The 24,294-nt window shown below is 72.5% G+C and carries 26 protein-coding genes; 19 read left to right on the forward strand and 7 right to left on the reverse strand.

The window, feature by feature from the left end:
* The first annotated feature begins 1 nt into the window (after position 1).
* The 11 genes from A6Q81_RS13085 (at position 2) to A6Q81_RS13135 (ending at position 11,206) form a co-directional block, all read left to right on the forward strand.
* Positions 2-904 (forward strand): MlaE family ABC transporter permease, encoded by a 903-nt coding sequence (locus tag A6Q81_RS13085; protein ID WP_083516164.1) that lies wholly within the window; start codon positions 2-4, stop codon positions 902-904.
* Positions 901-2,202 (forward strand): MCE family protein, encoded by a 1,302-nt coding sequence (locus A6Q81_RS13090; protein ID WP_286690727.1) that lies wholly within the window; start codon positions 901-903, stop codon positions 2,200-2,202. Before A6Q81_RS13085 ends, A6Q81_RS13090 begins: the two co-directional genes overlap by 4 nt.
* Positions 2,199-3,212, forward strand: coding sequence for an MCE family protein (locus A6Q81_RS13095; protein ID WP_286690728.1), 1,014 nt, complete (start codon positions 2,199-2,201; stop codon positions 3,210-3,212). The genes A6Q81_RS13090 and A6Q81_RS13095 overlap by 4 nt, the downstream gene beginning before the upstream one ends.
* Positions 3,209-4,246: an MCE family protein gene (locus A6Q81_RS13100; RefSeq protein ID WP_253024212.1), complete on the forward strand. Its 1,038-nt coding sequence runs from the start codon at positions 3,209-3,211 to the stop codon at positions 4,244-4,246. The genes A6Q81_RS13095 and A6Q81_RS13100 overlap by 4 nt, the downstream gene beginning before the upstream one ends.
* Positions 4,243-5,244 (forward strand): MCE family protein, encoded by a 1,002-nt coding sequence (locus A6Q81_RS13105; protein WP_286690729.1) that lies wholly within the window; start codon positions 4,243-4,245, stop codon positions 5,242-5,244. Before A6Q81_RS13100 ends, A6Q81_RS13105 begins: the two co-directional genes overlap by 4 nt.
* Positions 5,241-6,566, forward strand: coding sequence for an MCE family protein (locus A6Q81_RS13110; RefSeq protein ID WP_286690730.1), 1,326 nt, complete (start codon positions 5,241-5,243; stop codon positions 6,564-6,566). Before A6Q81_RS13105 ends, A6Q81_RS13110 begins: the two co-directional genes overlap by 4 nt.
* Positions 6,566-7,759 carry an MlaD family protein gene (locus A6Q81_RS13115; protein WP_286690731.1) on the forward strand — a complete coding sequence of 398 codons (1,194 nt, stop codon included), beginning with the start codon at positions 6,566-6,568 and terminating at the stop codon, positions 7,757-7,759. Before A6Q81_RS13110 ends, A6Q81_RS13115 begins: the two co-directional genes overlap by 1 nt.
* Before the next feature lie 50 nt (positions 7,760-7,809).
* The gene (locus A6Q81_RS13120; protein WP_286690732.1) at positions 7,810-8,382 is read left to right on the forward strand and encodes an Rv1363c family protein; all 573 of its coding nucleotides are present in this window, start codon (positions 7,810-7,812) and stop codon (positions 8,380-8,382) included.
* A complete protein-coding gene (locus tag A6Q81_RS13125) occupies positions 8,379-8,885 on the forward strand; it encodes a hypothetical protein (RefSeq protein ID WP_144433625.1) in 507 nt (168 codons plus the stop codon). Before A6Q81_RS13120 ends, A6Q81_RS13125 begins: the two co-directional genes overlap by 4 nt.
* A 402-nt stretch (positions 8,886-9,287) precedes the next feature.
* Entirely contained in the window at positions 9,288-10,319 is a 1,032-nt protein-coding gene (locus tag A6Q81_RS13130; protein ID WP_286690733.1) for an SPFH domain-containing protein, read from the forward strand.
* Positions 10,316-11,206, forward strand: coding sequence for an NAD(+)/NADH kinase (locus tag A6Q81_RS13135; protein WP_253024198.1), 891 nt, complete (start codon positions 10,316-10,318; stop codon positions 11,204-11,206). The genes A6Q81_RS13130 and A6Q81_RS13135 overlap by 4 nt, the downstream gene beginning before the upstream one ends.
* 37 nt (positions 11,207-11,243) lie before the next feature.
* On the opposite strand, the gene A6Q81_RS13140 is transcribed toward A6Q81_RS13135, so the two are convergent.
* From A6Q81_RS13140 to A6Q81_RS13155, 4 genes are all read right to left on the reverse strand, one after another.
* A complete protein-coding gene (locus tag A6Q81_RS13140) occupies positions 11,244-12,044 on the reverse strand; it encodes a hypothetical protein (RefSeq protein ID WP_286690734.1) in 801 nt (266 codons plus the stop codon).
* 97 nt (positions 12,045-12,141) lie between these two features.
* Positions 12,142-13,701, reverse strand: coding sequence for an AMP-binding protein (locus A6Q81_RS13145; RefSeq protein WP_286690735.1), 1,560 nt, complete (start codon positions 13,699-13,701; stop codon positions 12,142-12,144).
* A gap of 90 nt (positions 13,702-13,791) precedes the next feature.
* Positions 13,792-14,388: a GNAT family N-acetyltransferase gene (locus tag A6Q81_RS13150; RefSeq protein WP_286690736.1), complete on the reverse strand. Its 597-nt coding sequence runs from the start codon at positions 14,386-14,388 to the stop codon at positions 13,792-13,794.
* Positions 14,389-15,249 carry a 3-hydroxybutyryl-CoA dehydrogenase gene (locus tag A6Q81_RS13155; RefSeq protein ID WP_286690737.1) on the reverse strand — a complete coding sequence of 287 codons (861 nt, stop codon included), beginning with the start codon at positions 15,247-15,249 and terminating at the stop codon, positions 14,389-14,391.
* 154 nt (positions 15,250-15,403) lie between these two features.
* On the opposite strand from A6Q81_RS13155, the gene A6Q81_RS13160 reads away from it, so the two are divergent.
* Positions 15,404-15,817 (forward strand): hypothetical protein, encoded by a 414-nt coding sequence (locus A6Q81_RS13160; RefSeq protein WP_067853549.1) that lies wholly within the window; start codon positions 15,404-15,406, stop codon positions 15,815-15,817.
* Positions 15,818-15,877: 60 nt separating this feature from the next.
* Here the strand turns inward: A6Q81_RS13160 and A6Q81_RS13165 are convergent, their stop codons facing one another.
* The 3 genes from A6Q81_RS13165 to A6Q81_RS13175 form a co-directional block, all read right to left on the reverse strand.
* The gene (locus A6Q81_RS13165) at positions 15,878-17,251 is read right to left on the reverse strand and encodes an FAD-dependent oxidoreductase (RefSeq protein ID WP_286690738.1); all 1,374 of its coding nucleotides are present in this window, start codon (positions 17,249-17,251) and stop codon (positions 15,878-15,880) included.
* 132 nt (positions 17,252-17,383) lie between these two features.
* Entirely contained in the window at positions 17,384-17,680 is a 297-nt protein-coding gene (locus A6Q81_RS13170) for a transcriptional regulator (RefSeq protein WP_067853555.1), read from the reverse strand.
* On the reverse strand, positions 17,677-18,300 hold the full coding sequence (locus A6Q81_RS13175) for a hypothetical protein (RefSeq protein WP_067853558.1): 624 nt from the start codon (positions 18,298-18,300) through the stop codon (positions 17,677-17,679). Before A6Q81_RS13175 ends, A6Q81_RS13170 begins: the two co-directional genes overlap by 4 nt.
* Positions 18,301-18,466: 166 nt before the next feature.
* Here A6Q81_RS13175 and A6Q81_RS13180 point away from each other — a divergent pair, with 166 nt between their 5' ends.
* The 7 genes from A6Q81_RS13180 to A6Q81_RS13210 are packed head-to-tail and all read left to right on the forward strand — an operon-like array spanning position 18,467 to position 24,057.
* Positions 18,467-18,940: an FMN-binding protein gene (locus A6Q81_RS13180; RefSeq protein ID WP_067853561.1), complete on the forward strand. Its 474-nt coding sequence runs from the start codon at positions 18,467-18,469 to the stop codon at positions 18,938-18,940.
* Between the two features lie 20 nt (positions 18,941-18,960).
* Positions 18,961-19,695 (forward strand): hypothetical protein, encoded by a 735-nt coding sequence (locus tag A6Q81_RS13185; protein WP_286690739.1) that lies wholly within the window; start codon positions 18,961-18,963, stop codon positions 19,693-19,695.
* Positions 19,696-19,720: 25 nt separating this feature from the next.
* Entirely contained in the window at positions 19,721-20,026 is a 306-nt protein-coding gene (locus A6Q81_RS13190) for an SAV_915 family protein (RefSeq protein ID WP_286690740.1), read from the forward strand.
* Positions 20,023-20,325, forward strand: a complete 303-nt coding sequence (locus A6Q81_RS13195) for a hypothetical protein (RefSeq protein WP_286690741.1) — start codon at positions 20,023-20,025, stop codon at positions 20,323-20,325. Before A6Q81_RS13190 ends, A6Q81_RS13195 begins: the two co-directional genes overlap by 4 nt.
* Entirely contained in the window at positions 20,322-21,557 is a 1,236-nt protein-coding gene (locus A6Q81_RS13200) for a hypothetical protein (RefSeq protein WP_286690742.1), read from the forward strand. The genes A6Q81_RS13195 and A6Q81_RS13200 overlap by 4 nt, the downstream gene beginning before the upstream one ends.
* Entirely contained in the window at positions 21,554-22,456 is a 903-nt protein-coding gene (locus A6Q81_RS13205; RefSeq protein WP_286690743.1) for an FAD:protein FMN transferase, read from the forward strand. Before A6Q81_RS13200 ends, A6Q81_RS13205 begins: the two co-directional genes overlap by 4 nt.
* The gene (locus A6Q81_RS13210; RefSeq protein ID WP_286690744.1) at positions 22,453-24,057 is read left to right on the forward strand and encodes an FAD-dependent oxidoreductase; all 1,605 of its coding nucleotides are present in this window, start codon (positions 22,453-22,455) and stop codon (positions 24,055-24,057) included. The genes A6Q81_RS13205 and A6Q81_RS13210 overlap by 4 nt, the downstream gene beginning before the upstream one ends.
* Positions 24,058-24,294: the final 237 nt, after the last annotated feature.

Genomic DNA, 24,294 nt, shown 5'->3' on the forward strand with positions numbered 1-24,294 from the left:
CATGACGCTCACGCCCGCCCAGGGTCCCGGTGCCCGCGCGCCGCGTCCCGAGCCGACGCTCGCCGAGCTCGGAGTCGACGACCGGCCGCCGCGCTGGTGGGACCGTCCGCTCGACGCGATCGCGTCGGCCGGTGCCGAGCTGCGCTTCTACGGTCGCGTGCTCGCCTGGATCCCGGCCACGGTCAAGCGCTACCCGCGCGACGTGCTGCGTCTGCTCTCGGAGGTCAGCTTCGGCTCCGGCGCCCTCGCCGTCATCGGCGGCACCATCGGCGTGATGCTGGGCATGACGCTGTTCGTGGGCAGCGTCGTCGGCATGCAGGGCTACGCCGCACTCGACCAGATCGGCACGTCGGCGCTCAACGGCTTCATCTCGGCCTACTTCAACACCCGCGAGATCGCCCCGCTCGTCGCGGCGCTCGCGCTGTCGGCCACGGTCGGCTCGGGGTTCACCGCCCAGCTCGGCGCCATGCGCATCAACGAGGAGGTCGACGCGCTCACCGTCATGGCGGTGCCCAGCGTGCCCTACCTCGTCACCACCCGCGTGGTCGCCGGATTCATCGCGATCATCCCGCTGTACGTCATCGGCCTGCTCACCTCCTACTTCGGTGCGCGCATGGTCACGGTGTACCTGCACGGGCAGTCGGCCGGCACCTACGACCACTACTTCTCGCTGTTCCTGCCGCCGATCGACATCCTGCTGTCGTTCGCGAAGGTGCTCGTGTTCGCGGTGCTGATCATCCTCATCCACTGCCGGCTCGGGTTCACCGCACACGGTGGCCCCGCCGGCGTCGGCATCGCCGTGGGCACGGCGGTCCGTCGCAGCATCGTCACGGTGGCCGTGCTCGACCTGGTCCTCTCCATGGCGCTCTGGGGCACCACCACGACCGTGAGGATCGCCGGATGAGCGCGCGCCGTCGCGAGGCGCCGCGCTGGGTCGACGTGCTGCTCGGGCTCACCTACGGGCTGGTCGTCGTCGCGCTGGTCGGCGGTGCGGTGCTCGCCTACAACCGCGCGTTCGTGCCGCGCTCCGACGTCGAGCTGCGGACCGACTCGGTCGGCAACGCCCTGCAGAAGGGGTCGGACGTGAAGCTGCACGGCGTGCCGGTCGGCGAGGTCGCCAAGATCAGCACCGCTCCCGACGGTGCCGTGCTCACGCTCGCCCTCAAGCCCGACGTGCTGAAGCGGCTGTCGCCCGACACCACGGCCCGGTTGCTGCCCAAGACGCTCTTCGGCGAGCGGTACGTCGACCTGCAGTCGACGTCGGCGTCGGCCGGCGACCACCTCGAGGCCGGTGCCACGATCCACCAGGACGCCTCGTCCGACGCGATCGAGCTGCAGAAGGTGCTCGACGAGCTCCTGCCGCTGCTGAAGTCCATCCAGCCGGAGAAGCTGCAGGCCACGCTCAACGAGCTGGCCACGATGCTGCGCGGCCGCGGCGGCGAGCTCGGCGACACCCTGCAGGCGTGGGGCGAGTACGTCCAACGGCTGCAGCCGAGCGTCCCCCTGCTCACCGAGGACCTCGGCCGGCTCGCCACCGTCGCCGACACCTACGCCGACGCCGCGCCCGACCTCTTGACCGCGCTCGACGACCTCACCACCACGTCCAGCACCCTCGTCGACAAGGGCTCGGCGCTCACCGAGGTGTACCAGCGGGTCATCGCGTCGGCCGACGAGAGCCGCGGCTGGGTGGCGTCCAACGCCAACACCATCGAGATCCTCTCCGGAGAGAGCCGCAAGGCGCTCGAGGCCGCCGCGCCCTACGCCCGCACCTTCCCGTGCCTGCTGCGCTCGGCGCGCCAGTTCATCCCCCGGATGGACAAGGCGCTCGGCAAGGGCACGAGCAAGCCCGGCCTGAAGGTCGTGCTCAACGTCAGCCCGCCGCGCAGCGGCTACCAGCCGGGTCGCGACACGCCCCGGTTCGGCGGTGGCGGCACGCCGTCGTGCCCCTACGTGCCCACCGGCGCCGGATCCCGTGCGGCGGCCTCGTCGGCCCAGCCCGCCGCGATCGCGCCGCCGGCCTACGACACCCGTGCGTCCGCAGTCGCGTCGCCAGGCCTGGACGACGCGAACTCCCCGGCCGAGAACCAGCTCATCGCCGAGCTCATGGGCCCGAGCCAGGGCATGAGCCCCGACGACTACCCGCGCTGGGCCAGCCTGCTCGTCGGCCCGACGCTGCGCGGCACGGAGGTGGAGCTGCGATGAGGGCGACGATCGTCAAGAGCGTGGTGTTCACCGTCGTCACGGTGCTCGCCACCGTCATGCTCGCGGGCACCATCCGCAACTCCACGCCCGGCTCCACGAGCCGCTACACGGCGCTGTTCTCCGACGCCACCAGCCTGAACCGCGGCGACGACATCCGTATGGCCGGCGTCAAGGTCGGCACCGTCACCGACGTGCGCGTGCACGACAACCGGGTCGCCGGCGTCGAGTTCACCGTGCAGGACGCGGTGCGGCTGCCACGCGGCACGATCGCGCAGCTGCGGTTCCGCAACCTCGTCGGCCAGCGCTACATCTCCCTCGAGCCGCCGGAGACCAGCACGGACGGCTCGCTGCCCGCCGGTCACACCTTCGGGCTGCGCGAGACCCGCCCCGCGCTCGATCTGACCATGCTGTTCAACGGGTTCCAGCCGCTCATGCAGTTCCTCGACCCGAAGGACGTCAACGCGCTGAGTGGTCAGATCATCGCCGTCTTCCAGGGGGAGGGCGCCACCGTCGAGGGTCTGCTGTCGAGCACCGCGAGCCTCACGTCGACGCTCGCGCAGAAGGACCGGGTCATCGGCGAGCTGATCGACAACCTCACCCAGGTGCTCGACACCGTGAACGGCCGCACCGACGAGCTCGACCGCACGATCGTCACCCTCCAGCAGCTCGTCTCGGGGCTGGCCGAGGACCGCAAGACGATCGGCGACACCCTCGACGGCATGGGCCGGCTCACGACCAGCGTCTCGAACCTGCTGGAGGAGGGCCGCCAGCCTCTCAAGGCGTCGATCGGGTCCCTCGGTGACCTGTCGGCGCAGCTGGCCGACGCGGAGGACACGCTGAACACGTTCTTCGCGCGGCTGCCCGTCAAGCTCGACCGGATCGGCCGCACCGCGTCGTACGGGTCCTGGATCAACTTCTACGAGTGCGAGATCACCGGCGTCATCCCGCGGCCCGAGGGCTACTTCGGCGATCTCGGCGCCAAGCCGGTCGCGAAGAGGTGCACCGCATGAGCCCGTCCCGCAAGGCCCGCTCCTTCCCGACCGCGTTCGGGGAGCGCAACCGCGTGTGGATCGCGGTCGTCGGGCTCACCGTGATGGCCGTCGTGTTCCTCCTGGCGTTCAACGCGCAGGCGCTCCCCGTCGTCGGCGGTGGCGCCACCCACCAGGCGCGCTTCGCGGAGGCGGGCGGCCTCAAGCCCGGCAACGAGGTGCGCGTGGCCGGCGTCAAGGTCGGCGAGGTCACCGACCTCGACCTCGACGGCGCGTCGGTGCTCGTCACCTTCCGCGCCAAGGGGGTGCGGATCGGCCCGCAGTCGCGCGCCGCGATCAAGGTCAAGACGACGCTGGGCCAGAAGTTCCTGGCGGTCGACCCGCTCGGCGCGGGGGAGCTCGACGGTCCCATCCCGCTGCAGCGCACGAGCACCCCCTACGACGTCAACGCCGCCTTCTCCGACCTGTCCGACACGATCGGCGCCATCGACACCGATCAGCTCGAGACCAGCCTCGACGTCCTGTCCGACGCGTTCCAGGACACGCCGAAGGCCGTCCGCGAATCGGTCTCGGGCCTCACCGACCTCTCGCGCGTCATCGCCAAGCGCGACGACGAGCTCGCCCGGCTGTTGAAGTCGACCCGAGAGGTCAGCGGCACCCTCAAGGACCGCAACGCCGAGTTCGCGAAGCTGCTGCAGGACGGCAGCGCGCTCCTCGACGAGCTCGCCGCCCGCCGCCAGACCGTCCAGGCCCTGCTCGACGGCACCAAGCGCCTCGGCACCCAGCTCGTCGGTCTGGTCCGCGACAACGAGGCCCAGCTGCGTCCCGCCCTGGCCAAGCTCGACCAGGTCGCGCGGATCCTGCAGGCCAACCAGGGGCAGCTCGAGGCGTCGCTGCGACGTCTGGCCCCGTACTACCGCACGCTCGCGTCGGCCACCGGCAACGGTCCGTGGATCGACTCCTACATCTGCGGCCTGTTCGACTCCTCCGGCAGCCCCGAGCTGCGCAACGACGTCGTCCGGGACTGCAAGCCGAAGAAGGGAGGCGGCCAGTGAGACGCCGCAGCCTCGTGCTCGCCGTCGTCGTGGCGCTCGCCGTCGTGGCCACCGTCGGCTGGCGGGCCACCGCCGACCGCGACCGCACCACCGTCAAGGCAGTCTTCGAGTCCAGCGTCGGGCTGTACGTCGGCTCCGACGTGCAGATGCTGGGCGTCCCGGTCGGCAAGGTCACGGGTGTCGACCCCGGTCCCGCGGGCGTCACCGTGACGATGCGTCTCGACCACGGTGAGGCGGCCGCCGACGACACCGCCGCGGTCATCGTCGCGCCCACGCTGGTGTCCGACCGGTTCGTGCAGCTGACGAAGCCGTGGGTGTCGGGCCCCGAGCTGCCTGACGGCGCCGTGCTGCCGATCGACCGCACCGCCGTGCCGGTCGAGATCGACGACCTCTACGCCAGCCTCACCGACGTCAGCGAGAAGCTCGGCCCGGACGGCGCGAACCGCGACGGCGCGCTGTCGCGCTTCCTCGACGTCGCCGACCGCAACCTGCGCGGCCAGGGCACCAAGATCAACCAGCTGATCAGCGACTTCGGCGACGCGTCGGGAACGCTGGCCGACTCCGGCGACGACCTCTTCGCGACGATCGGCAACGTCAAGGAGTTCAACGACATGCTGGTGGAGAACGACACGTCGGTCGCCAACGTCAACCGCCAGTTCGCCGAGGTCAACGACTACCTCGCCGACAGCAGCGGCGACCTCGCCGCCGCGATCGACAACCTCGGCCAGGCGCTCGCGATCGTCGACGACTTCATCCGCGACAACCGCGGAGCGCTGCGCACCAGCGTCGAGAACCTGCAGGGCCCGACCCGGGTGCTCGTCAACCAGCGCCAGGCGCTGGAGGAGACGGTGCGGCTCGTGCCGCTCGTCCTGCAGAACTTCCTGCGGGCCTACGACCCCCAGCGCAAGGCCCTCACGGGCCGCGGCAACCTCAACGAGGCGTCGATCTGGGCGCCGGGCGGCGACGCGCCCACCCTCCTGCCGGGGACGAACCGATGAGCCGGCTCACCCGACGGCTCGCCGTCGCCGTCGCCGCAGCAGGGCTCGCCACGCTGTCCGGCTGCGGGATGATCAGCGGTGGTGTCTACGACACGCCGCTGCCCGGCGGCGCCGACGTCGGCTCGCGTCCGATGCACATCACCGCCGACTTCGACGACGTCCTCGACCTCGTGCCGCAGTCGAGCGTCAAGGTCGACGACGTCGCCGTGGGACGGGTCGACCGCATCCGGCTCAACCCCGACGGCCGCAGCGCGCGGGTGTCCCTCCTGGTCAACCGCGACGCCCAGCTGCCGGCCGGTACCGTCGCCCGGCTCGAGCAGACCTCGCTGCTGGGCGAGAAGTACGTCGCCCTCGTGCGACCCTCGACACCGCAGGCCGGCCGACCCGTCGGCGACGGCACGCGGCTCGGTCTCGCCGACACGTCGCAGGCGGCGGAGGTCGAGCAGGTGCTGGGCTCGCTGTCGATGGTCCTGAACGGCGGCGGCATCGGCCAGTTCCAGGAGATCTCCCGCGAGCTGCAGCAGGTCTCGACCGGCCGGCCCGAGGAGATCAAGGCGTTCCTGCGGCAGATGGACCAGTTCGTCACGACGCTCGACGACCGCAAGGAGTCGATCACTGCGGCGCTCGACGGGCTCGACCGGCTGTCGAAGAACCTGCAGGCCGACCAGGACAAGATCGCGAACGCCCTCGACGGGCTGTCGCCCGGCATGCAGGTGCTCGTCGACCAGCGCAAGGAGCTGGTGGCCATGCTGTCGTCGCTGGACCGGCTCTCGACCGTCACCGTCGACGTGCTCGACAAGAGCCAGGACGACATCGTCGCCGACCTCAAGGCGCTCGACCCGATCCTCGACCAGCTCGCCCGCTCCGGTCGCGACCTGCCCGAGTCGCTCGAGATCCTGCTGACCTACCCGTTCCCCGACTCGGTGCTCGGGGCCATCAAGGGCGACTACCTGAACGTCTTCGTCGAGACCAACTTCCGCACGCTCCCGGCCGGCTGCCAGGCCGCCGGCTGCGCGTGGCCGCAGGTCGAGGACCCGAACTACCCGAAGGGCGGCTCCGTCAGCGGCCAGGGGAAGGCCCTCGATCCGAAGCAGCTGCTCCAGCGTCAGCGCGACGCCGCCGAGGGTGGCGACGGCGCGGAGTCCGACGAGGCGCCGCCGAGCCTGCTGCCCCCGACGTCGTCGCCGGCCCCGGGCTCTCCGAGGCCGTCGATGCCGGTCCCGAGCGCCACCGTGCCCACCCCGGACCGCACGCCCACCCCGTCGCCCTCGGCGACGTCGTCGGCCGAGCCGTCCACCAGCCCGCGAGAGGGTGAGCAGTGATGCTGACCGGACGCATCAAGGCGCAGATCGTGGCGTTCGTGGTCCTCGGGCTGCTCGCCACCTCCTACCTCGGCCTCAAGTACGTGGGGCTCGACCCCTTCTCGACCGGCTACACGGTCACGGCCACCCTGCCCGCCGCAGGCGGAGCGTTCGAGAACGGTCAGGTCACCTACCGCGGCGTGCCCGTCGGTCGGATCGACCGGCTCGAGCCCACCGACGACGGCGTACGGATCACGATGTCCATCGAGGGCGGTGCGCCGCGCATCCCCGCGGACGCCAGCCCGAAGGTGGTCAACCGCTCCGCGATCGGCGAGCAGTACGTCGACCTGCAGGGCGGCACGGCCGGTGGCGCGGCCCTGAGGGACGGCGACCGGCTGAGCGCGGGCGCCGAGTCGCAGCCGCCCGACATCGACACCCTGCTCCGCTCGGGGGAGAAGTTCGTCGGGTCCGTGCCGAAGGAGGCGCTCACGTCGGTCATCGACGAGGGCTACGACGCGACGCAGGGCGTCGCGCTCGACTTCGGGTCGCTGCTGGAGAGCTCCCAGCGGTTCCAGAAGGCCGCCGACCGCAACTTCGTCGTCACCCGCGGGCTCATCGAGAACTCCGACCGCGTGCTGCGCACGCAGGAGGCGTCGTCGCAGAGCATCCGCTCCTTCAGCGCCGACCTGTCGACCATCGCCGCGACGCTCGAGTCGTCCGACGGGGACCTGCGCACCCTCATCGACAACACGCCGGCGGCGGCCCGCGAGATCGACACCCTCTTCCAGGAGGTCGGCCGCCCCCTCGGCGTCGTGCTCGCCAACCTGGTCACGCCGGCGCAGGTGTTCGGCATCAACGCGAACGGCGTCCAGGACGCGTTGGTCACCGCCCCCCGGGCGTTCAGCATCGGCTGGACCATCACGGGCTCGCGCGGCATCAACCTCGCCCTCTCGCAGTCCTACTTCTCGCCGCTGCCGTGCACGACGGGCTACGGCGGCACCGCCCCGCGACGCGGCACGGACACCTCGTCGGGCCAGTCGTTCAACCGCGACGCGGGCTGCCGCTCGGGCGCCGCCGCGTCCAACGTCCGTGGTCCGAAGAACGTCCCCAGCCGGCTGGGTCCCGCACCCGGCCGCGACGCCGAGGGCCGGCTCGTGCGGGCCGACGTCCGCATGGCCGACTCGCTGGCCGACCTGATGGGTGGTGCACGATGAGCAGGACGACTGCGCTGGCAGAGCGTGGCAGCACGGGGGGAGACGGTGCCATGGAGCGGGCGACGAACGACGCCGAGGTACCCGACGGTGGCGACCCGCCGGCGTCGGACGAGCAGCGGCAAGGTCGCTGGTTGCTCGGCTGGGTCCTGCTCGCCGTGTCCCTCGCCGTCGCGGTCAGCGGCTCGGTCGCCTGGTGGAGCGCCGCGCACAGCGACGACCTGCAGCTGGCCCGCACGCGCGACGCCGTGCTCATCCGCGCCACCAGCGACATCGCCACGCTCAACAGCCTCGACTCCGCCGACGTGAAGGCCGGGCTCGACAGCTGGAAGGCCGTCACCACCGGCACCCTGCACGACCAGTTCTCGGGGCTGGACGAGCAGGACCGTCAGCTCCTCGCCGACCAGGGCAAGGAGTCGCGTGGCAAGGTCGTCGACGCCGCCGTCCTCGACGCCGACGGCGACACCGCAGAAGTGATCGCGTCGGTCGAGACGACGGTGCGCGACGCGAAGGACGCCGAGGCCGAGCCCGTCGTGAAGCGCAACCGCTTCACGGCCACCCTGGTCCGCTCGGGCGGGACCTGGAAGGTCAGCGACCTCCAGCAGCTCGCGGTGGAGCTGTCGTGAGGGGCGCGAGGCGGGCGGCCGTGGTCGTCGTGTCGTTGCTGGCCCTCGTCGTCGGCGGTGTCGGCTGGTGGCAGTACGCCGACCTCACGTCGGGTCCGGCGGCCGACAACCGCGCGCTCGTCGACGCGAAGGAGACGTCGCAGGTGCAGTCGCAGGTGGCGGTCGCGCTCGAGCGCGTGCTGACCTACGACTACGCCGACCCGACGCCCACCGAGCAGTCCGCCGACGCCCTGCTCGCCGGCAAGGCGCGTCAGGAGTACGACACCCTCTTCGCGGCGCTGCAGAAGCAGGCGCCCGGCCAGAAGCTCGTGCTGACCGCCAAGGTGAGCACGGCGGGCGTGACCGAGCTCGAGGGCGACCACGCCGAGCTGCTCGTGTACGTGGACCAGTCCAGCCGGCGCGCCGGCGAGGACCAGGCCAACGTCTCCGCCGCCCAGCTGTCGGTGACGGCGAAGAAGTCGTCGGCCGGCACCTGGCAGGTCACCGGCCTGCGCCCCCTCTGACCTCGCTCGCTGGTCGACGTGTCGAGACCACTTTGGGCGGATCAGCGTGAAGTCGGTTCGCGCTGGGCCGTTGCCGGGTGGTCTCGATACGTCCGAGCCTCGCAAGCTCGCTCGGCCTACTCGACCAGCGGGAGGTGTCGCTGGTCGAGTGCCTCCACGAGCGCCAGCGAGGGGAGGTGTATCGAGACCACTCCGCGCCGTCGCTGGGGGTCGGGTCGCGCTGGGCTGTTGCCGGGTGGTCTCGATACGTCAGGACGAGCTCGCTGGCGCTCGCCGTCCCGACTACTCGACCAGCGGATGGTCTCGCTGGTCGAGTTGTCGACGCCGCGACACTCAGTGGGCTCGGCGCTGGGGGCGCGGCGGGTGGGGCAGACTGGGCGTGGTCGAGAAGAGGGAGCACCGATGGCCGACATCACCCGACGTCCGTTCCTGAACCACCTGCGGTCGGACCCGACGTCGTTCGTGCTGAAACTGAAGGACGGTCAGGTCACGAAGTCCGGGGCGGGGGTCTCGTTCTGGTTCCGACCCAGCACCGCCGCCCTGGCCGAGGTGCCGCTGGAGGACCGTGAGCAGGTGCTGCAGTTCGCGGCTCGGACGAGCGACTTCCAGGTGGTGTCGGTGCAGGCCACCGTCACCTACCGGGTCGTCGACCCCGCCGTCGCCGCCACCCGCATCGACTTCGGCATCGACCCGCGCACCGGCGACTGGAACGCCCGACCGCTGGAGCGGCTCGGCGGTCTGCTCACCGAGCTCGCGCAGCAGCCGGCGCTCGACCACCTCGCCGGCACGTCGCTCACCGACGCGCTCGCCCACGGCATCGCGCCCGTGCGTCAGCGGGTCGCCGACGAGCTCGCCGGCGACCAGCGCCTCGTCGAGCGGGGGCTGGCCGTCACCGACGTCCGCGTCGTCGCGATCCGCGCGGAGGCCGACCTGGAGCGTGCGCTGCAGACCCCCACGCGCGAGGCCGTGCAGCAGCAGGCCGACCGCGCGACCTTCGAGCGGCGGGCGGTCGCCGTGGAGAAGGAGCGCGCGATCGCCGAGAACGAGCTGACGAACCAGATCGAGCTGGCGCGCCGCGAGGAGGAGCTCGTCACCCAGCGCGGGCAGAACGAGCGGCGCCGCGCGACCGAGCAGGCCGAGGCCGACCGCATCACGGCCGCGGCGCGTGCCGAGCGGGAGGGCCTGCTGGCGCGGGCCGAGGCCGACCGGGCCCGCACCGTCGGCGAGGCGAAGGCTGCTGCCGAGTCGGCGGCGTTCGCGTCGTACGCCGAGATCGACCAGGGTCGGATCCTCGCGATCGCCGCCCGCGAGCTCGCGGCCAACCTGCCGCCCCTCACGCACCTCTCCCTCACGCCCGACCTGCTCGCACCGCTGCTGGAGAAGCTCGGCGACACCGGCGCGGCGGCCGACCAGGAGGCCGGTCCGACGCGATGACGTTGCGGCCGCGGGCCGTCGTCGTCCACCGACGGTCGGAGTACGAGGAGCTGGTCGCCCGGCACGCCACCCGTGACCAGGCCGCCTTCTTCCTGCGCACCCGCGACCGCGACATCGCCGAGGTCGAGCAGCGTCACGAGGCGCTCGCGCGGGCGCGGGCCGTCGTGTCCGCGGCGATCCCGCTGCACTGGCGGCGGGCGGAGGTGGAGCGCTCCGAGCTCGACCGGTTCGTGTTCGGCCCGGAGGACGTGGTCGTCGCGGTCGGCCAGGACGGGCTCGTCGCCAACGTCGCGAAGTACCTGAGCGGCCAGCCCGTGGTCGGGGTCGACCCGGAGCGGGGCCGCAACCCCGGAGTGCTCGTGCCGCACGCGCCGCAGCAGGTGGTCGACGTGCTGGCCGGTGTCGAACGCGCCGACCGTCCGGTGCAGGAACGCACGATGGTGCAGGCGCGCACCGACGACGGCCAGGAGCTGTCGGCGCTCAACGAGGTGTTCGTCGGCGACCCCGGTCACCAGTCCGCGCGCTACGTGCTGCACGCGGGTGACCGCGTGGAGCGGCACTCGTCGTCGGGGATCCTCGTCGGCACGGGCACGGGTGCGACGGGCTGGCTGCGCTCGGCGTGGGAGGAGCGGCGCAGCGGTCTGGTCATGCCCGGCCCGACCGACCCGGGCCTGTGCTGGTTCGTCCGCGAGGCGTGGCCGTCGCCGGCCACCGGCACCGAGGTCACGGAGGGTCTTGTGGGTGCCGACGGCTCGCTCGTGGTGACGGTGGAGTCCGACGCGCTCGTCTGCTTCGGCGACGGGATCGAGGCCGACGCGCTGAGCGTGTCGTTCGGGCAGCGGCTGACGGTGGGGCTGGCGCCCCGTCGACTGCGGCTGGTCGGCTGACCCTCCGCGCCGCGCCGCGCCGCCCGGGGCCGGGGCGTCAGGAGCCGACGCGCAGCACCGTCAGGGTGGAGCCGTCGGCGGCGGTCGCCGTCCCGGTGCCCAGCACGGTCCAGCACCGCAGCGAGAGGTTCTGGTCCTGCGCGACCGCCACCACGGCCTGCACGGGGACGACCGACCGGCCCTCGGCGGGGACGGTCACGGTGCTGCTGGCGAGCGGGGTGCTCTCGCCGGCGCGGACGAGGCCGCACGTCACGTCGGTGCCGAACCTCGAGCCGACGGCCGCAGCGCCGGTGACGAGCACGGTGCCCGCCTGGTCCGCGGGCACCGAGTAGCCACGCATCTCCGTGGAGCTGGCCAGGACCACGCTCGTCGAGAGGGTCTGGCCGACACTCGCGCCGCCGCTGCCGGTGCCGGGCGTCCGCAGCAGCCGTCCGACGACGTCCGACGTCAGGTCCTGCGTGCCGAGGCTGCCGTCGGCGACCTCGCGGGTGCCGATGCTGCCCTGGGCCAGGTCCTGGCTGCCGATGCTGCCGTCGAGGATGACCTGCGTGGTCACGGCGTCGAGGGCGATCTTGGCGCCGGTGACGGACCGGTTGCGCAGGTCCGTCGAACGCACCGAGCCGTCGACGAGCGCCTGCGTGCCGACGGAGTCGGAGCGCATCTTCGAGGCGCTGACGGCGCGGTCGGCGAGCTGACGGTTGCCGATGCTGCCCGCCTTGACGGCGGCGTAGGAGGTGCCACCGAGCGACAGGAAGAGCGCGACGGTGGCCACGACGAGGGCGGCCGACGGTCGACGCCGGCGCCCCTCGGCGCAGTGGCAGGTGCAGGACGACGACATGACGGACCTCGGGCGTGCGGCGGGTGGTGCGGCCAGCCTAGGCGAGGCGGTGGCCCGGCCGTGCGGGTACAGCGAGACCGCCCCGTCGACCGGGACGTCAGTTGACCTGGCGCTCGCGACCGTCCCAGAACTCGGCCCTCAGCTTGAACTTCTGCAGCTTCCCGGTCGCCGTGCGGGCGAGCTCGTCGCGGAACTCGACCCGCTTGGGGCACTTGTAGCCGGCCAGCCGTTCGCGGCAGTGCGCGATGAGTGCCGCCTCGTCGACGCCGGAGTCGGGCTCGACGACTACGAGCGCCGTGACCAGCTCGCCCCAGCGCTCGTCGGGGACGCCGATGACGGCGACCTCCCGCACGGCGGGGTGCGACGCGAGCGCGTCCTCCACCTCGATCGAGGACACGTTCTCGCCGCCGGAGATGATCACGTCCTTCTTGCGGTCCGCGATCGTGACGTAGCCGTCCTCGAACGCTCCGCCGTCGCCCGTGTGGAACCATCCCCCGGCCAGCGACTCGCCGGTGGCGTCCGGGTTGTCCCAGTAGCCCTGGAGCACGGTGTTGCTACGGGCCAGCACCTCGCCGGTGTCGTCGACGCGGATCGACGTCGACAGCGCGGGAGCGCCCGCGCGGCCGAGCCTGCGGGCCTGCTCGGTCGCGTCGAGGTCGTCCCACTCCTCGCGCATGCGGCTCATGGTCAGCAGCGGCGACGTCTCGGTGAGCCCGTAGATCTGGATGAACTCCCACCCCAGCTCCTCACGGACCCGCTCGATCGTGCGGGTCGGCGGCGGGGCGCCCGCGACGACGCAGCGGACCCGGTCGCGCCCGACCGGGCCGTCCCAGTCCTTGAGCGCGTCGAGCACGGCCGACAGCACCGCCGGCGCGCAGCAGAGGAAGGTCACCTGGTGCTCCTCGATGCGGCGCAGGATCTCCGCCCCGTCGACCTGCCGCAGCACGACGTGCTTGCCGCCCATGCCGGTGACGCCGTACACCTGGCCCCAGCCGTTGCAGTGGAACATCGGCAGCGTGTGCAGGTACACGTCGCGGTCGCTGACCGACGCCTGCCAGCCGAACACCGTCGCGTTGGTCCAGAGGGCGCGGTGCGTCTGCTCGACGCCCTTGGGTCGGGCGGTCGTGCCCGACGTGTAGTTGATGGTGGCCGTCGCGGTCTCGTCGGGCTCCCACGCCCGCGGCTGCGCGCCGTGGGTCGGACGATCCTGGGATGCGGGCGACCAGCCCCAGACCTCCTCGTCGTCGACGCCGGCGACGAAGACGTGCTTGGCCGCCGAGCAGGCCTCGCGCAGGTGCTCCAGGCCGGGGTCGAGGACGACGACCTCCGCGCCGCTGTGCTGCACGATGTACTCGACCTCCGCCGGCGCGAGCCGGAAGTTCACCGGCACGAACACGCGGCCCCAGCCGGAGACGCCGAAGAACGACGTGTAGAGCCGCGCGGCGTTCTGCGAGACCATCGCGACCCGGCCGCCGACCGGCACGTCGAGCCGGTCGAGCCGCTCGGCCTGCGCCTGCGCGAGCCGCATCACCTCGGCGTACGTGAGCTCCCCCCACGACGGTGCCGGCTGGTCGGGCTCGTCGACGACGGCCACCCGATCGGGGTAGACGGTGACGGCGCGGTCGAGGAAGTCGCGGATGCTGAACGGGACGATCACGAGGGCCTCCAGTCGGGTATGACGCGGGTCACCCCATCATGCATCGCCCCCCGTTGCGCCGCCGTCGCAGGTGACTCCGACGCCGCGTGGTCAGGCGTGCCGGGAGCGCCACTCGTCGGCCAGGATCGCGTAGGCGAGGCCGTCGACCCAGCCGAGGTCGCGGTGCAGGGCGTCCTGACGGGTGTGGGCCTCGCGGCGCATGCCGACGCGCTCCATGAGTCGCCACGACGGCTCGTTGGTGGCGAAGCACTCGGCGACGACGCGGCGCACACCCAGCTCCTCGAAGCTGATCCGCAGCAGCTCCTCGACGGCCTCGGTCATGAGGCCGCGCCCGTGGTGGCTGGGCGCAAGGGCCCAGGCCAGCACGGCGACCGTGCGGCGCGCCTGCTCCCGGACGTCCTTCTGGCCCCAGGCGTCCCCGACGGTGACCATCGTGTCGCCGACGACCCGCCCGTCGACCTCGACGGCGAGCGCGTCGAGGAGGTCGTCGGCGGCGAAGTGCGAGTCGACGAGCTCCTCACGGGTCCGCGCCGGCCGGCCGAGCCACCGGTTGACGTCGGGGTCGCCCCGGTAGGCGAGCACGGCGTCGACGTCGTCGAGGGTGAGTGGCCGCAGCGTGGTCCGCGCCGTGCGGCGCGGCCACGTCAGGTCGGCGAGCCGCGGTCGTCGAGGGTCGGGGTCGGGCACTCAGCGATCGTAGGGGTAGAACCCGTGCCCGGACTTCTTGCCCAGGAGGCCGGCCTCGACCATGCGGTCGAGCACCGGCGGCGGCGAGTAGAGCGGCTCCTTGAACTCCTCGTACATGGAGACGCCGATGGCGCGGACGGTGTCGAGGCCGATGAGGTCGGCCAGGGCGAGCGGGCCCATCGGGTGCCCGCAGCCCAGCACCATGCCGGAGTCGATGTCGGCGGCCGAGGCGTAGCCCGCCTCGTACATGCGGATGGCCGAGAGCAGGTACGGCACGAGCAGGCTGTTGACGACGAAGCCGGCGCGGTCGGTGGCCTCGATGGGCTCCTTGCCGAGGGTCTCGGAGACGAAGGTCTGCAAGCGCTGCAGCGTCTCGGGCGACGTGGTCAGCGACGGGATCAGCTCGACCAGCCTCATGACCGGCGCGGGGTTGAAGAAGTGCACGCCCATGACCCGGTCGGCCCGCCCCGACACGGCCCCGAGCTTCACGATCGGGATCGAGGACGTGTTCGACGCGAGCACGGCGTCGTCGGACTCCAGGATCGAGCCGAGGGTCCGGAACAGGTCGAGCTTCGTCCGCTCGTCCTCGCTCGCGGCCTCGACGACGAGGTCACGGTCGGCGAGCGCCTCGAGGTCGGCCGTGAAGGTGACGCGCTCGAGCGTCGCGGCGACGTCGTCGGCGGTCAGCTTCCCGCGCTGCTCGGCCTTGCGCAGCGAGGCCTCGACCCGCTCGGCGGCGCGCTTCGCGGCGTCGTCGTCGACCTCGACGGTCACGACGGACAGGCCGGCCCGCGCTCCGACCTCGGTGATGCCCGACCCCATGAGTCCTCCGCCGACCACGCCCAGACGTGCGATCGTCATGGCCCTCTCCCTCCCTGATGCTCGGACGTCCTAGCACTTTCACCCTACGTCACGCGGGCACGATCCCGAGGGTGCCCTCGGGGCGGGAAGGCCGCGGGTGGCGACCGCGCGTGGTGAGCCCGGGACGACGGGCCCGACGTGGTGGGATGGACCCATGCGCGCACGACACCTGGCCTCCGCGGTGCTCCTGCCGGTGCTCGCGTTCGGCGCGACGGGCTGCAGCGGTGGGCCCGACCCGGCCACCCGGCCCACGCCGTCGGCCTCGCCGACCGCCGAGGGACTGCCGACCGGTCGCTCCGCCCCGGAGCTGTTGTCGGCGGTCGAGTGCAGCCGTGACGGCGACGGCACCTGGTCGGCGACGGGCCTGGTCTCCAACCCGACGAAGAACAAGGCGAGCTACCAGGTGAGCGCCCAGGTCGGACCGGCCGACGGCACGAGCCCCGCCGCGACCCGGCGGCTCGACGACGTCGCGGCCGGCGCGGAGCAGCCGTTCCTCCTCACCGACATCCCGACGTCGTCCCCCGACGGTCCGTGCCACCTGCAGCTGCTGGTGCTGCCGCCCTCCTGACGGCCCCGGACGCGACGAAGCCCGCACCCCAGCGGGGTGCGGGCGTCGCGGCGGTGCGGGTCAGGAGCGCGCGATGCGGACCATGTCCTCACGGGGCACGACCTTGACGCGCTCGCGCTCGTGCTCGTGGGCCTCGCCGAGGCCGAGCTCGTGGGCGTCGAGCTTCTCCCAGCCCTCCCACGTCGTGTACTCCAGGCCGCGCGACTCGAGGTAGGCGTCGACGGACTCGGGGTCGGGCTGGGCGGCCGGCGCGAGACCGGGCGCGTCGTCGATCAGCATCGAGATGGTCTGGGCGGCGTCGGACTTCGTGTGACCGATGAGGCCGACCGGGCCACGCTTGATCCAGCCGGTCACGTAGACGCCCGGCAGTGCCGATCCGTCGATCTCGATGACGCGGCCGCCGTCGTTGGGCACGACACCGGCGGTGACGTCGAACGGCAGGCCGGGCAGGTTGTCGGAGTAGTAGCCGATGGCGCGGTAGACGGCCTGGACGGGCCAGTCCTGGAACTCGCCGGTGCCGCGGACGTTGCCGGTGCCGTCGAGCTCGGTCACCTCGGTGCGCAGACCCACGACCTTGCCGTCCTCGCCGAGGATCTCGACGGGGTTCTGGCAGAAGTGGATGTGGATGCGGTGCGGGGCGCCCGTGGGCTCCTTCGCGAGGTAGTTCTGCAGCACGTCGACCACGAGCTTCTGGCTCTTCGCGGCACGGATCGCCTCGAGCGAGCCCTCGTCGAGCTCGAAGCCCTCGGGGTGCACGATGACGTCGATCGTGGGGGAGTGGCTCAGCTCGCGCAGCTCCATGGGCGTGAACTTGACCTGCGCCGGACCGCGACGCGCGAAGACGTGCACGTCCTTCGCGACGTTCTTCTTCAGGCCCTCGTAGACGTTGTCGGGGATCTCGGTGACGAGCAGCTCGTCGGCCGTCTTGGCGAGGATGCGCGAGACGTCGAGTCCGACGTTGCCCACGCCGAGCACGGCGACGGACTCCTGGTGCGGCTGGAACGGCCAGTCGCGCTCGACGTCGGGGTGGCCGTCGTACCAGTAGACGAAGTCGGCCGCGCCGTGCGAGCCGTCGAGGTCGATGCCGGGGAGGTCGAGGTCGCGGTCGCGGCGGGCGCCCGTGGCGAAGACGACGGCGTCGTAGAACTGACGGAGGTCGTCGAGCTTGAGGTCGTCGCCGAACGAGACGTTGCCGAAGAAGCGGATGTCCTCGTTCGCCATGACCCGCTTGAGCGCCTTGACGATCTCCTTGATGCGCGGGTGGTCGGGGGCCACTCCGTAGCGGATCAGGCCGAACGGCGTGGGGTCGCGCTCGATGAGGTCGACGCTCGCACCCTCGAAGGGTGCGGGGACCTCGGACTTGGTGAGGATGTCGGCCGCGTAGACGCCGGCCGGGCCGGCGCCGACGATCGCGACCCTGAGCTTCCTGCTCATCAGTGGGACTCCTGGGGGGAACACGGGCACACCGCCAGGATCAGTCGATGTGCGTAAGTCCATCCTAAGTTCTCCGGCCCGACGCCGCGAAGTCGTCCGGGGTGCGAGATCGACCACTCCTGCACGCGGTCGTCAGGCGTCGCCCTGGAGCAGCTGGCGCAGCGTGCGGGTGTACGTCTCGAAGGCGGTGCGGCCGGCGTCCGTGAGGCTGACGTGCGTGGCGGGCGTCCGACCGTCGATGGTCTTGGTCTGGTGGACGTAGCCGGCGTCCTCGAGCTTGCGCAGGTGGGTGGAGAGGTTGCCGGCGGTCATGCCCAGCTCCTTCTGCAGACGCGGGAAGGTGAGCGTCTCCCCGGGTGCGAGCGCGGCGAGGAAGGCGGTGACGCGCAGGCGCGCCTGGGCGTGGATGACGGGGTCGAGATCGGTCATCGGCGCCCCTCGCGGTGCGCGTGGAGCGCCGCGACGGCGAAGCCGCCGCCACCGAGCAGCGCCATGAGCAGGTAGAGGGCGGGTGCCCCGGCGAACGACGCGCCACCCACGAGCAGCGCGATCCAGGCGCCCAGCACGAGCTGGCGCCGGTCGTGGAACGCGACGGCGGACCCCATGTAGAGGACGGCGACGACGAGGCACGGGACGGCGTTGTAGACGATCGCGGCGGCCTCGCCCTCCAGGCCGACCCGGCCGAGCGCACCGGCGACGAGGCAGGCTCCGGCGAAGCCCAGCCCCCAGGCCCAGCCGAGCCACGCGTTGGCCTCGGCGTCGGGCCCGCCGATGCCGCGGGTGCGGCCCTCGATGTGCACGACCGTCGCCACGATCGCGGCGGCGATGAGGACGCCGAAGACGATCGGCCCCGGGAGTCCCGGCTCTCCCTGCGGGCCGGACCACGTCCACAGCGCGAGGTAGCCCATGCCCCATGCGACGGCCCACACGCCGTAGACGATCCGTTCGTCGACCCGCACGGAGCGGCGAGCGCGGTCGCGCTCGGCCTCGATGATGGCCCAGCTCTCGGCCAGGTCGGGGGTGCGGTCGCGGGTCTGCTCGTCGTCCATGCTCTCTCCTGAAGATAGGTTTGCAGTACAAAGTAGTTTGCACGACGTCGCGCTGGACGTCAAGGTCGGGAGGTCGATCCGGGAACGTCGTGCAGGACGCGGCCGTTGGAGAAGTTGACGACGCAACCACCATCCGCGTCCCAGCCCGACTGACTGGAGAAGACCCATGACCCTGCGCCGCCACCAGAAGGCCGTCCTCGCCGCGACGGCCGTCCCGACCCTGCTGCTCGCCGCCGCGTGCGGCCAGGCGTCCACCTCCGACGACGCCGCCGGCAGCACGCCGAGCAGCGCCGCCACGAGTGAGTCGGCCTCGACCGACACCGGCTCCTCGGAGTCGTCCGGCGACTACGCCCCCGGCACCTACGAGGCGTCCGGCAGCTACTCCAACCCGGGCGGGACCTCGACGGTCGACGTCGAGGTGACGCTCGGCGACGGCGGCACCATCGACGACGTCACCGTGACGCCGAAGGCCTCGGGCACCTCGAAGCAGTACCAGGAGAAGTTCGCCGGTGGCATCGCCGACGAGGTCGTCGGCAAGAACATCGACGACCTCGACGTCTCGAAGGTCGCCGGCTCCTCGCTGACGGCGGGCGGCTTCAACCAGGCGATCGACGAGATCAAGTCCGAGGCGCGAGGCTGACCGGACCTACCATGTCCGTCATGGGCGACGCCGAGACGACCTCCTACGACCGTCGCGCGAGGCGCGCCGACCTCGGCGCCGACCTCGCGATCCTCGTGGTCGGCCTGGCCGGCGCGGCCGTGATCCTGACCCAGGTGCCCGCCGACGTGGTGGCGATGCAGGCGCTGGCCGTCTACGCGCTGTTCGCGGCGCTGGGCGCGGGCGTCCTCGCGGTCGCACGGCTGCGCACCCGCACGTTCCCAGGGCTGCGTGAGGCCACCGTCGACGGCAGACCGGCCCGGGGGGTGCGCGCGTGGTCCGGCCCGTTCGTGCACAGCGTGTCGCTCGACGTCGGGCTCGTCGCACTCGGTGCGGTGGTGAGCTCGATCGGCGTCGCGTCGGGCTCGGCCTGGGCGGCCCTGTGGGTCCCGGCCCTGGTGGCCACGGCCTGGTTCGCGGTGCGCGTGGTGCTCGTCCTGGTCGGCCGCCGCAGGGTCGACGCGCTCTGGCTGACCGACCAGCACGTGGTCCACGACAGTGCGGCCGGTCGCGCCCGGATCCCCCGCACGGACGTCGAGTCGGTGCGGCCCTGGAGCGGCGGCCTGTTCGTCGACGGACCCACCAGCCGCTCGGGTCCACCGCTCGGCTTCCGAGCAGGGGCGCGCGCCCGACCCGGCGAGCTGCGCGTCGACACGTCGCTCATGGGAGTCGGCCCGCACGACCTCGCCGCCTGGTTGCGCGCGCAGCTCGACGACGACGCGCGGCCACGCCGCTGACCCGACTCGACCAGGAGGACGCAGGATGACCCAGCCCTTCGTGCAGGCCGGAACAGGCCGGCCCGCCCTGCCGCCCGTCGTGTACGTGCCGACGAGCGCGGCCGACGACCCGAGCCTGCGGGAGGTGCAGATGCACACCCTCGAGGACGGCCGGACGGCCTTGTTCGTGTACTCCGCGATCGACCGGCTGCACGACCTCTACCGCCCCGACGTGCCGTGGTTGCTGTGCGACGTCGCCACCCTGCAGCGCGTGCACGACGAGACCCCGTACGACCTCCTGTTCCTCGACCTCGACCCCGGCCTGCGCGACGGTGAGGAGGCCCGACGATGAGCATCGACGTCGACCTGGCGGTGCTCGGCACCATCGCCACCGACCTGACCGACGCGGGGACCACCCTGAGCGGCATCGACACCGCCGGGTCGTCGGGCGTCGACGCCGGACCGATGACCGCGGTCATCGCCTCGATGGTGGCGCAGGTGATCGACAGCGCCGCGAACGTCGCCGACGGGCTGAGCGGCACGGGCACCCTCGTCGGCCTCAGCCGCGAGTACTACCAGCGGGCGGACGCCGATGCGGAGGTGTCCCTGGAGGACATCCGGTCCACCATGCAGGAGGAGGGCGGACGGTGAGCATCGACACCGAGATCGAGGGTTCGCCGAGCAGCGTCAAGGGTGTCGCGACCTGGCTCCGCCAGACGCTCGCGACGGCCCTCGACGACGCCGCCGAGGCCGCGAGCACGGCTCGGACGTCCGCGCTCGGCTCCTGGGACGGGGAGGCCGGGGACGAGTTCCTCGACGTCGCGCGCCGGCTCCGCACGGGCGGGGACGACCTGGCCGGAGCGGCACGGGACATGGCGGGCGACCTCGACGAGTTCGCGACGTCGCTGACGACGTGCCAGAGCGACATGGCCGACGTCCGCAGCACCGCACGGGAGGCGGGGCTGACCGTCGCCGGGTTCGTCGTGCAGCACCCCGGCGACGGTCCCGCACGACCTCCCGAGCACTTCGAGGGCACGGAGGCCGAGGTGGCCGCGCACGACCAGCGGGTCGCCGAGTACAACGCGCACCAGGACAAGCTCACCGCCTACGCGGCCGCGCAGACCGAGGCCTCGCGGGTCGACCGTGTCTACGAGACCGCCTGCCGGTCCCTGCAGGACCAGTACACCCCCGGTCAGCACGCCAGCTGGCTGCTGAGCCTCGCCGAGGCGGTCGGCGAGGGTGCCGCCGCTGGTGTCGCCAGCCAGCGGGCCAACGCGCTGCGCACCCAGGCGCAGGGTCTGCTCGACGAGGCGTCCCGCGCCATCGCCGACCTCCAGGCCAACCCCGACCGGTACGTCCAGCGTCGCTGGTTCTTCTTCGAGCGGGTCGACACTGCGCGGCTCGAGGCCGACCGCCTGGCGATCGCCGGCAAGCTGGACGAGGCGCAGGACCTGCTCGCCCGGGCCAACGCTGCCGGCGAGTCGCGTCTGCCGGCCAACCTCGGCCGGGTCGGCAAGGCGCTCGGCGTGATCGGGCTCGGGCTCGGCGTCTACAACGACTACGCCGAGGGCGAGACGGCGCCCCAGATCGCGACGTCGCAGGGCGTGTCCTTCCTCGCCGGCATGGGCACGGGAGCCGCAGCCGGAGCGGCGATCGGCTCGGTCGTGCCGGTCGCGGGCACGGCCGTCGGCGCCGTCGCGGGGACGATCATCGGCGCCGGCGTGGCGATCTTCTCCGACGGCATGATCGACTCCTTCTTCGAGAACGGCCCCGACGTCGGCGAGGCGTTGTCCGAGGGTGTCGAGGCACTCGGCGACACCGCCTCGGCGATCGGCGACGGCATCGGCGGCGCCGTCAGTGCCGTGGGCGGCTGGTTCGATTGACCGGGGTCGGCCCGCGCGCCGCGACGGTGGCGTGGGGCTTCGAGGCGATCGGGACGTCGTGGGAGGTCGAGACCGCGCAGCCGCTCGACCCCGACGTCCGGCAGTCCGTGCGCGACGTCGTCGAGCGGTTCGACCACGCGTGGTCGCGCTTCCGAGCGGACTCGACCGTGACCGCCATGGCCCGCGAGGCCGGCAGCTGGCAGCTCCAGGGCGCCGGCGCCCTGCTGAGGCTCTACGACGACCTGCACGTGGCCACGGACGGGGCGGTGACGCCGCTGGTGGGGCGGTCGCTGGAGGACCTCGGGTACGACGCGCGGTACTCGCTGCAGCCGAACGGTCGCGCGGTGCCGCCCGAGAGCTGGGCGCAGGTCCGCAGCGACGGCTCGCTCGTCGTGGACCACGAGACGCTCGCCACCGCTCGGCCGCTGCTGCTCGACGTCGGCGCCGCGGGGAAGGGTTTCCTGGTCGACCTCGTGGTCGACGTGCTCGCCGACCACGGCGTCGACGAGGCGACGGTCGACGGCAGCGGCGACCTGCGGCACGTCGGTGGCGTTCCGATCCGCGTCGCCCTCGAGCACCCGGGCGACGCCTCGCGCGCCGTCGGCGTCGTCGAGGTCGCCGACGGGTGGGCGCTCTGCGCGTCAGCCGTCAACCGACGCGTGTGGGGCGAAGGGCTCCACCACGTCGTCGACGGCCGCACCGGCCGCCCGACCCGCGACGTCGTCGCCACGTGGGCCCTCGTCGACGGTTCCTGCATGGTCGCCGACGGCCTGGCCACCGCGCACTTCTTCGCCGACCCGCAGACGCTGCTCGACCTGCACCCGCACCACTTCGTCCGGATCCACGCCGACGGCCGCGTGCTGCGGTCGCCCGACCTCCCTGGGGAGCTGTTCACATGAGCACGAGTCGCACGAGCACGGGACCGAGGCCCTCGGTCGACGCGATCCTCGGTCGGGTGAGCATGTACCGCCTCACGACGATCGTGCTGTCGGCGATCGTCGCGGTCTACCTGCTCTTCACGTCCACCGGCGTCATCGACGGGCTCTCGACGCTCGGCAACCTCGCCGCCCTGGCGGTGCTGCTGGTGGCGTCGGTCGCCTCGAACCGGTTGCTCGGTCTGGTGTGGCGTCGCGTCCCCCACGACGAGTCGGCCGTGATCACCGCGCTGCTGCTGTTCTTCCTGTTCGTGCCGTTGCCCGAGGCCGCCAGCGGGTCGGGCTCGGGCGTCGGGGCCGCCAACCTGCTCTGGCTCGCGGCGGCAGCCGTGCTCGCCAGCGCGTCGAAGTACCTGCTCGCGTGGCGGGGCCGGCACGTGCTCAACCCGGCGGCCGCCGGCGCGCTGCTCGTCGTCGTCGCGCAGTGGGCGGTCGGACGGGAGTCGTCGATCAACGCGCTCTGGCAGACGGCGGCCACCCAGGCGCTGCTGCCGTTCGTCGCGGTCGGCGCGCTCCTCGTGCTGTGGCGGACCCGTCGCCTCGACGTGGGGCTCGTGTTCGTCGTCGTCGCGGCCACCCTCGTGCTGGTGGGCCTGACGGTCGGCTTCGGCACGCCGCTGTCGCAGGCGTGGCAGACCGCGCTGTACTCCTACCCGATCGTCTTCATGGCGGGCTTCATGGTCACCGAGCCGCTCACCCTGCCGCCCCGGCGGGTGCAGCAGTGGCTCGTCGCCGCGGTCATGGCGGTGCTGCTCGGCTTCCCGACGTTCGCCGACGTGCTCGGCGTGCAGGCGCCGACGTGGGGTCCGTTGACCATGACGCCCGAGCTGGCGATCGTCGTCGGCAACCTGGTCGCCTTCGCGCTCTCCCGGCGGACCGGGGTGGTGCTGCGGACCACGGGCTCGCGTCGGCTCGCCGGGGACACCTGGGAGGTCACGTTCCGCCCGACCCGTCCGGTGCGGTTCGTCCCGGGCCAGTACCTCGAGCTCCACCTGCCGCACCGTGGCGTGGACGGACGCGGTGTCCGGCGGGTGTTCAGCATCAGCTCGCCCCCGCAGGCCGACGACCTGAGCGTCGCCGTGCGCGTGCCGGAGCCGTCGTCGTCGTTCAAGCAGGCGCTCGTCGGGCTGCGCGAGGGCGAGCGCGTGCACGCGACCGGCGTGCACGGCGACTTCGTCTGGCCTCGCGGCGGTCGCCCGCTGCTGCTCGTCGCAGGCGGCATCGGCGTGACGCCCTTCCTCAGCCAGCTCCGTGCCGGCGAGGCGCGCGACGTCGTGCTCGTCTACGGCGTCCCCGACGGCGACGTCGTGCCCTACCGCGACGAGCTGGTCGCGAGCGGCGTCCGGGTGGTGCTGGTCTCTCCCGAGCCTCCCGGCGACCTCCCGGCCGACTGGGTGCACGTGGCGGCGCCGGTGGTCTCGGGCGACGTGGTGGCGGAGGCGGTGCCCGACGCCGCCGAGCGCGTGGCCTACGTCTCCGGCCCCCCGGTCATGGTCTCCGCCGTCCGCGGCGACCTGCGCCGTCGCTGCGCCAAGGTCCGGACCGACTACTTCTCCGGCTACTGACCCCCTCCCCACCCCACCACCCCTCCGTCCTGAGCACGTTTGCGTGGGGCCCCACGTGAACGTGCACATCGGCCGCATGTTTGCGGGGGGGGGGCGAGCGCGTTTGCGTGGGGCCCCACGCAAACAGGCCGACCGGCGAAGGTCGGCAGACACCCAGAGTTGAGTGGAATGGACTCAACTCTCATGATGTTGTCCTGGGTGTACGGCGAACCGCGCCGACGGAAGGACGCATCAGGA

Origin of the sequence: Aeromicrobium sp. REDSEA-S38_B2 (assembly GCF_001628525.1) — a bacterium.
GTDB classification, from domain to species: Bacteria; Actinomycetota; Actinomycetes; order Propionibacteriales; family Nocardioidaceae; genus Aeromicrobium; species Aeromicrobium erythreum.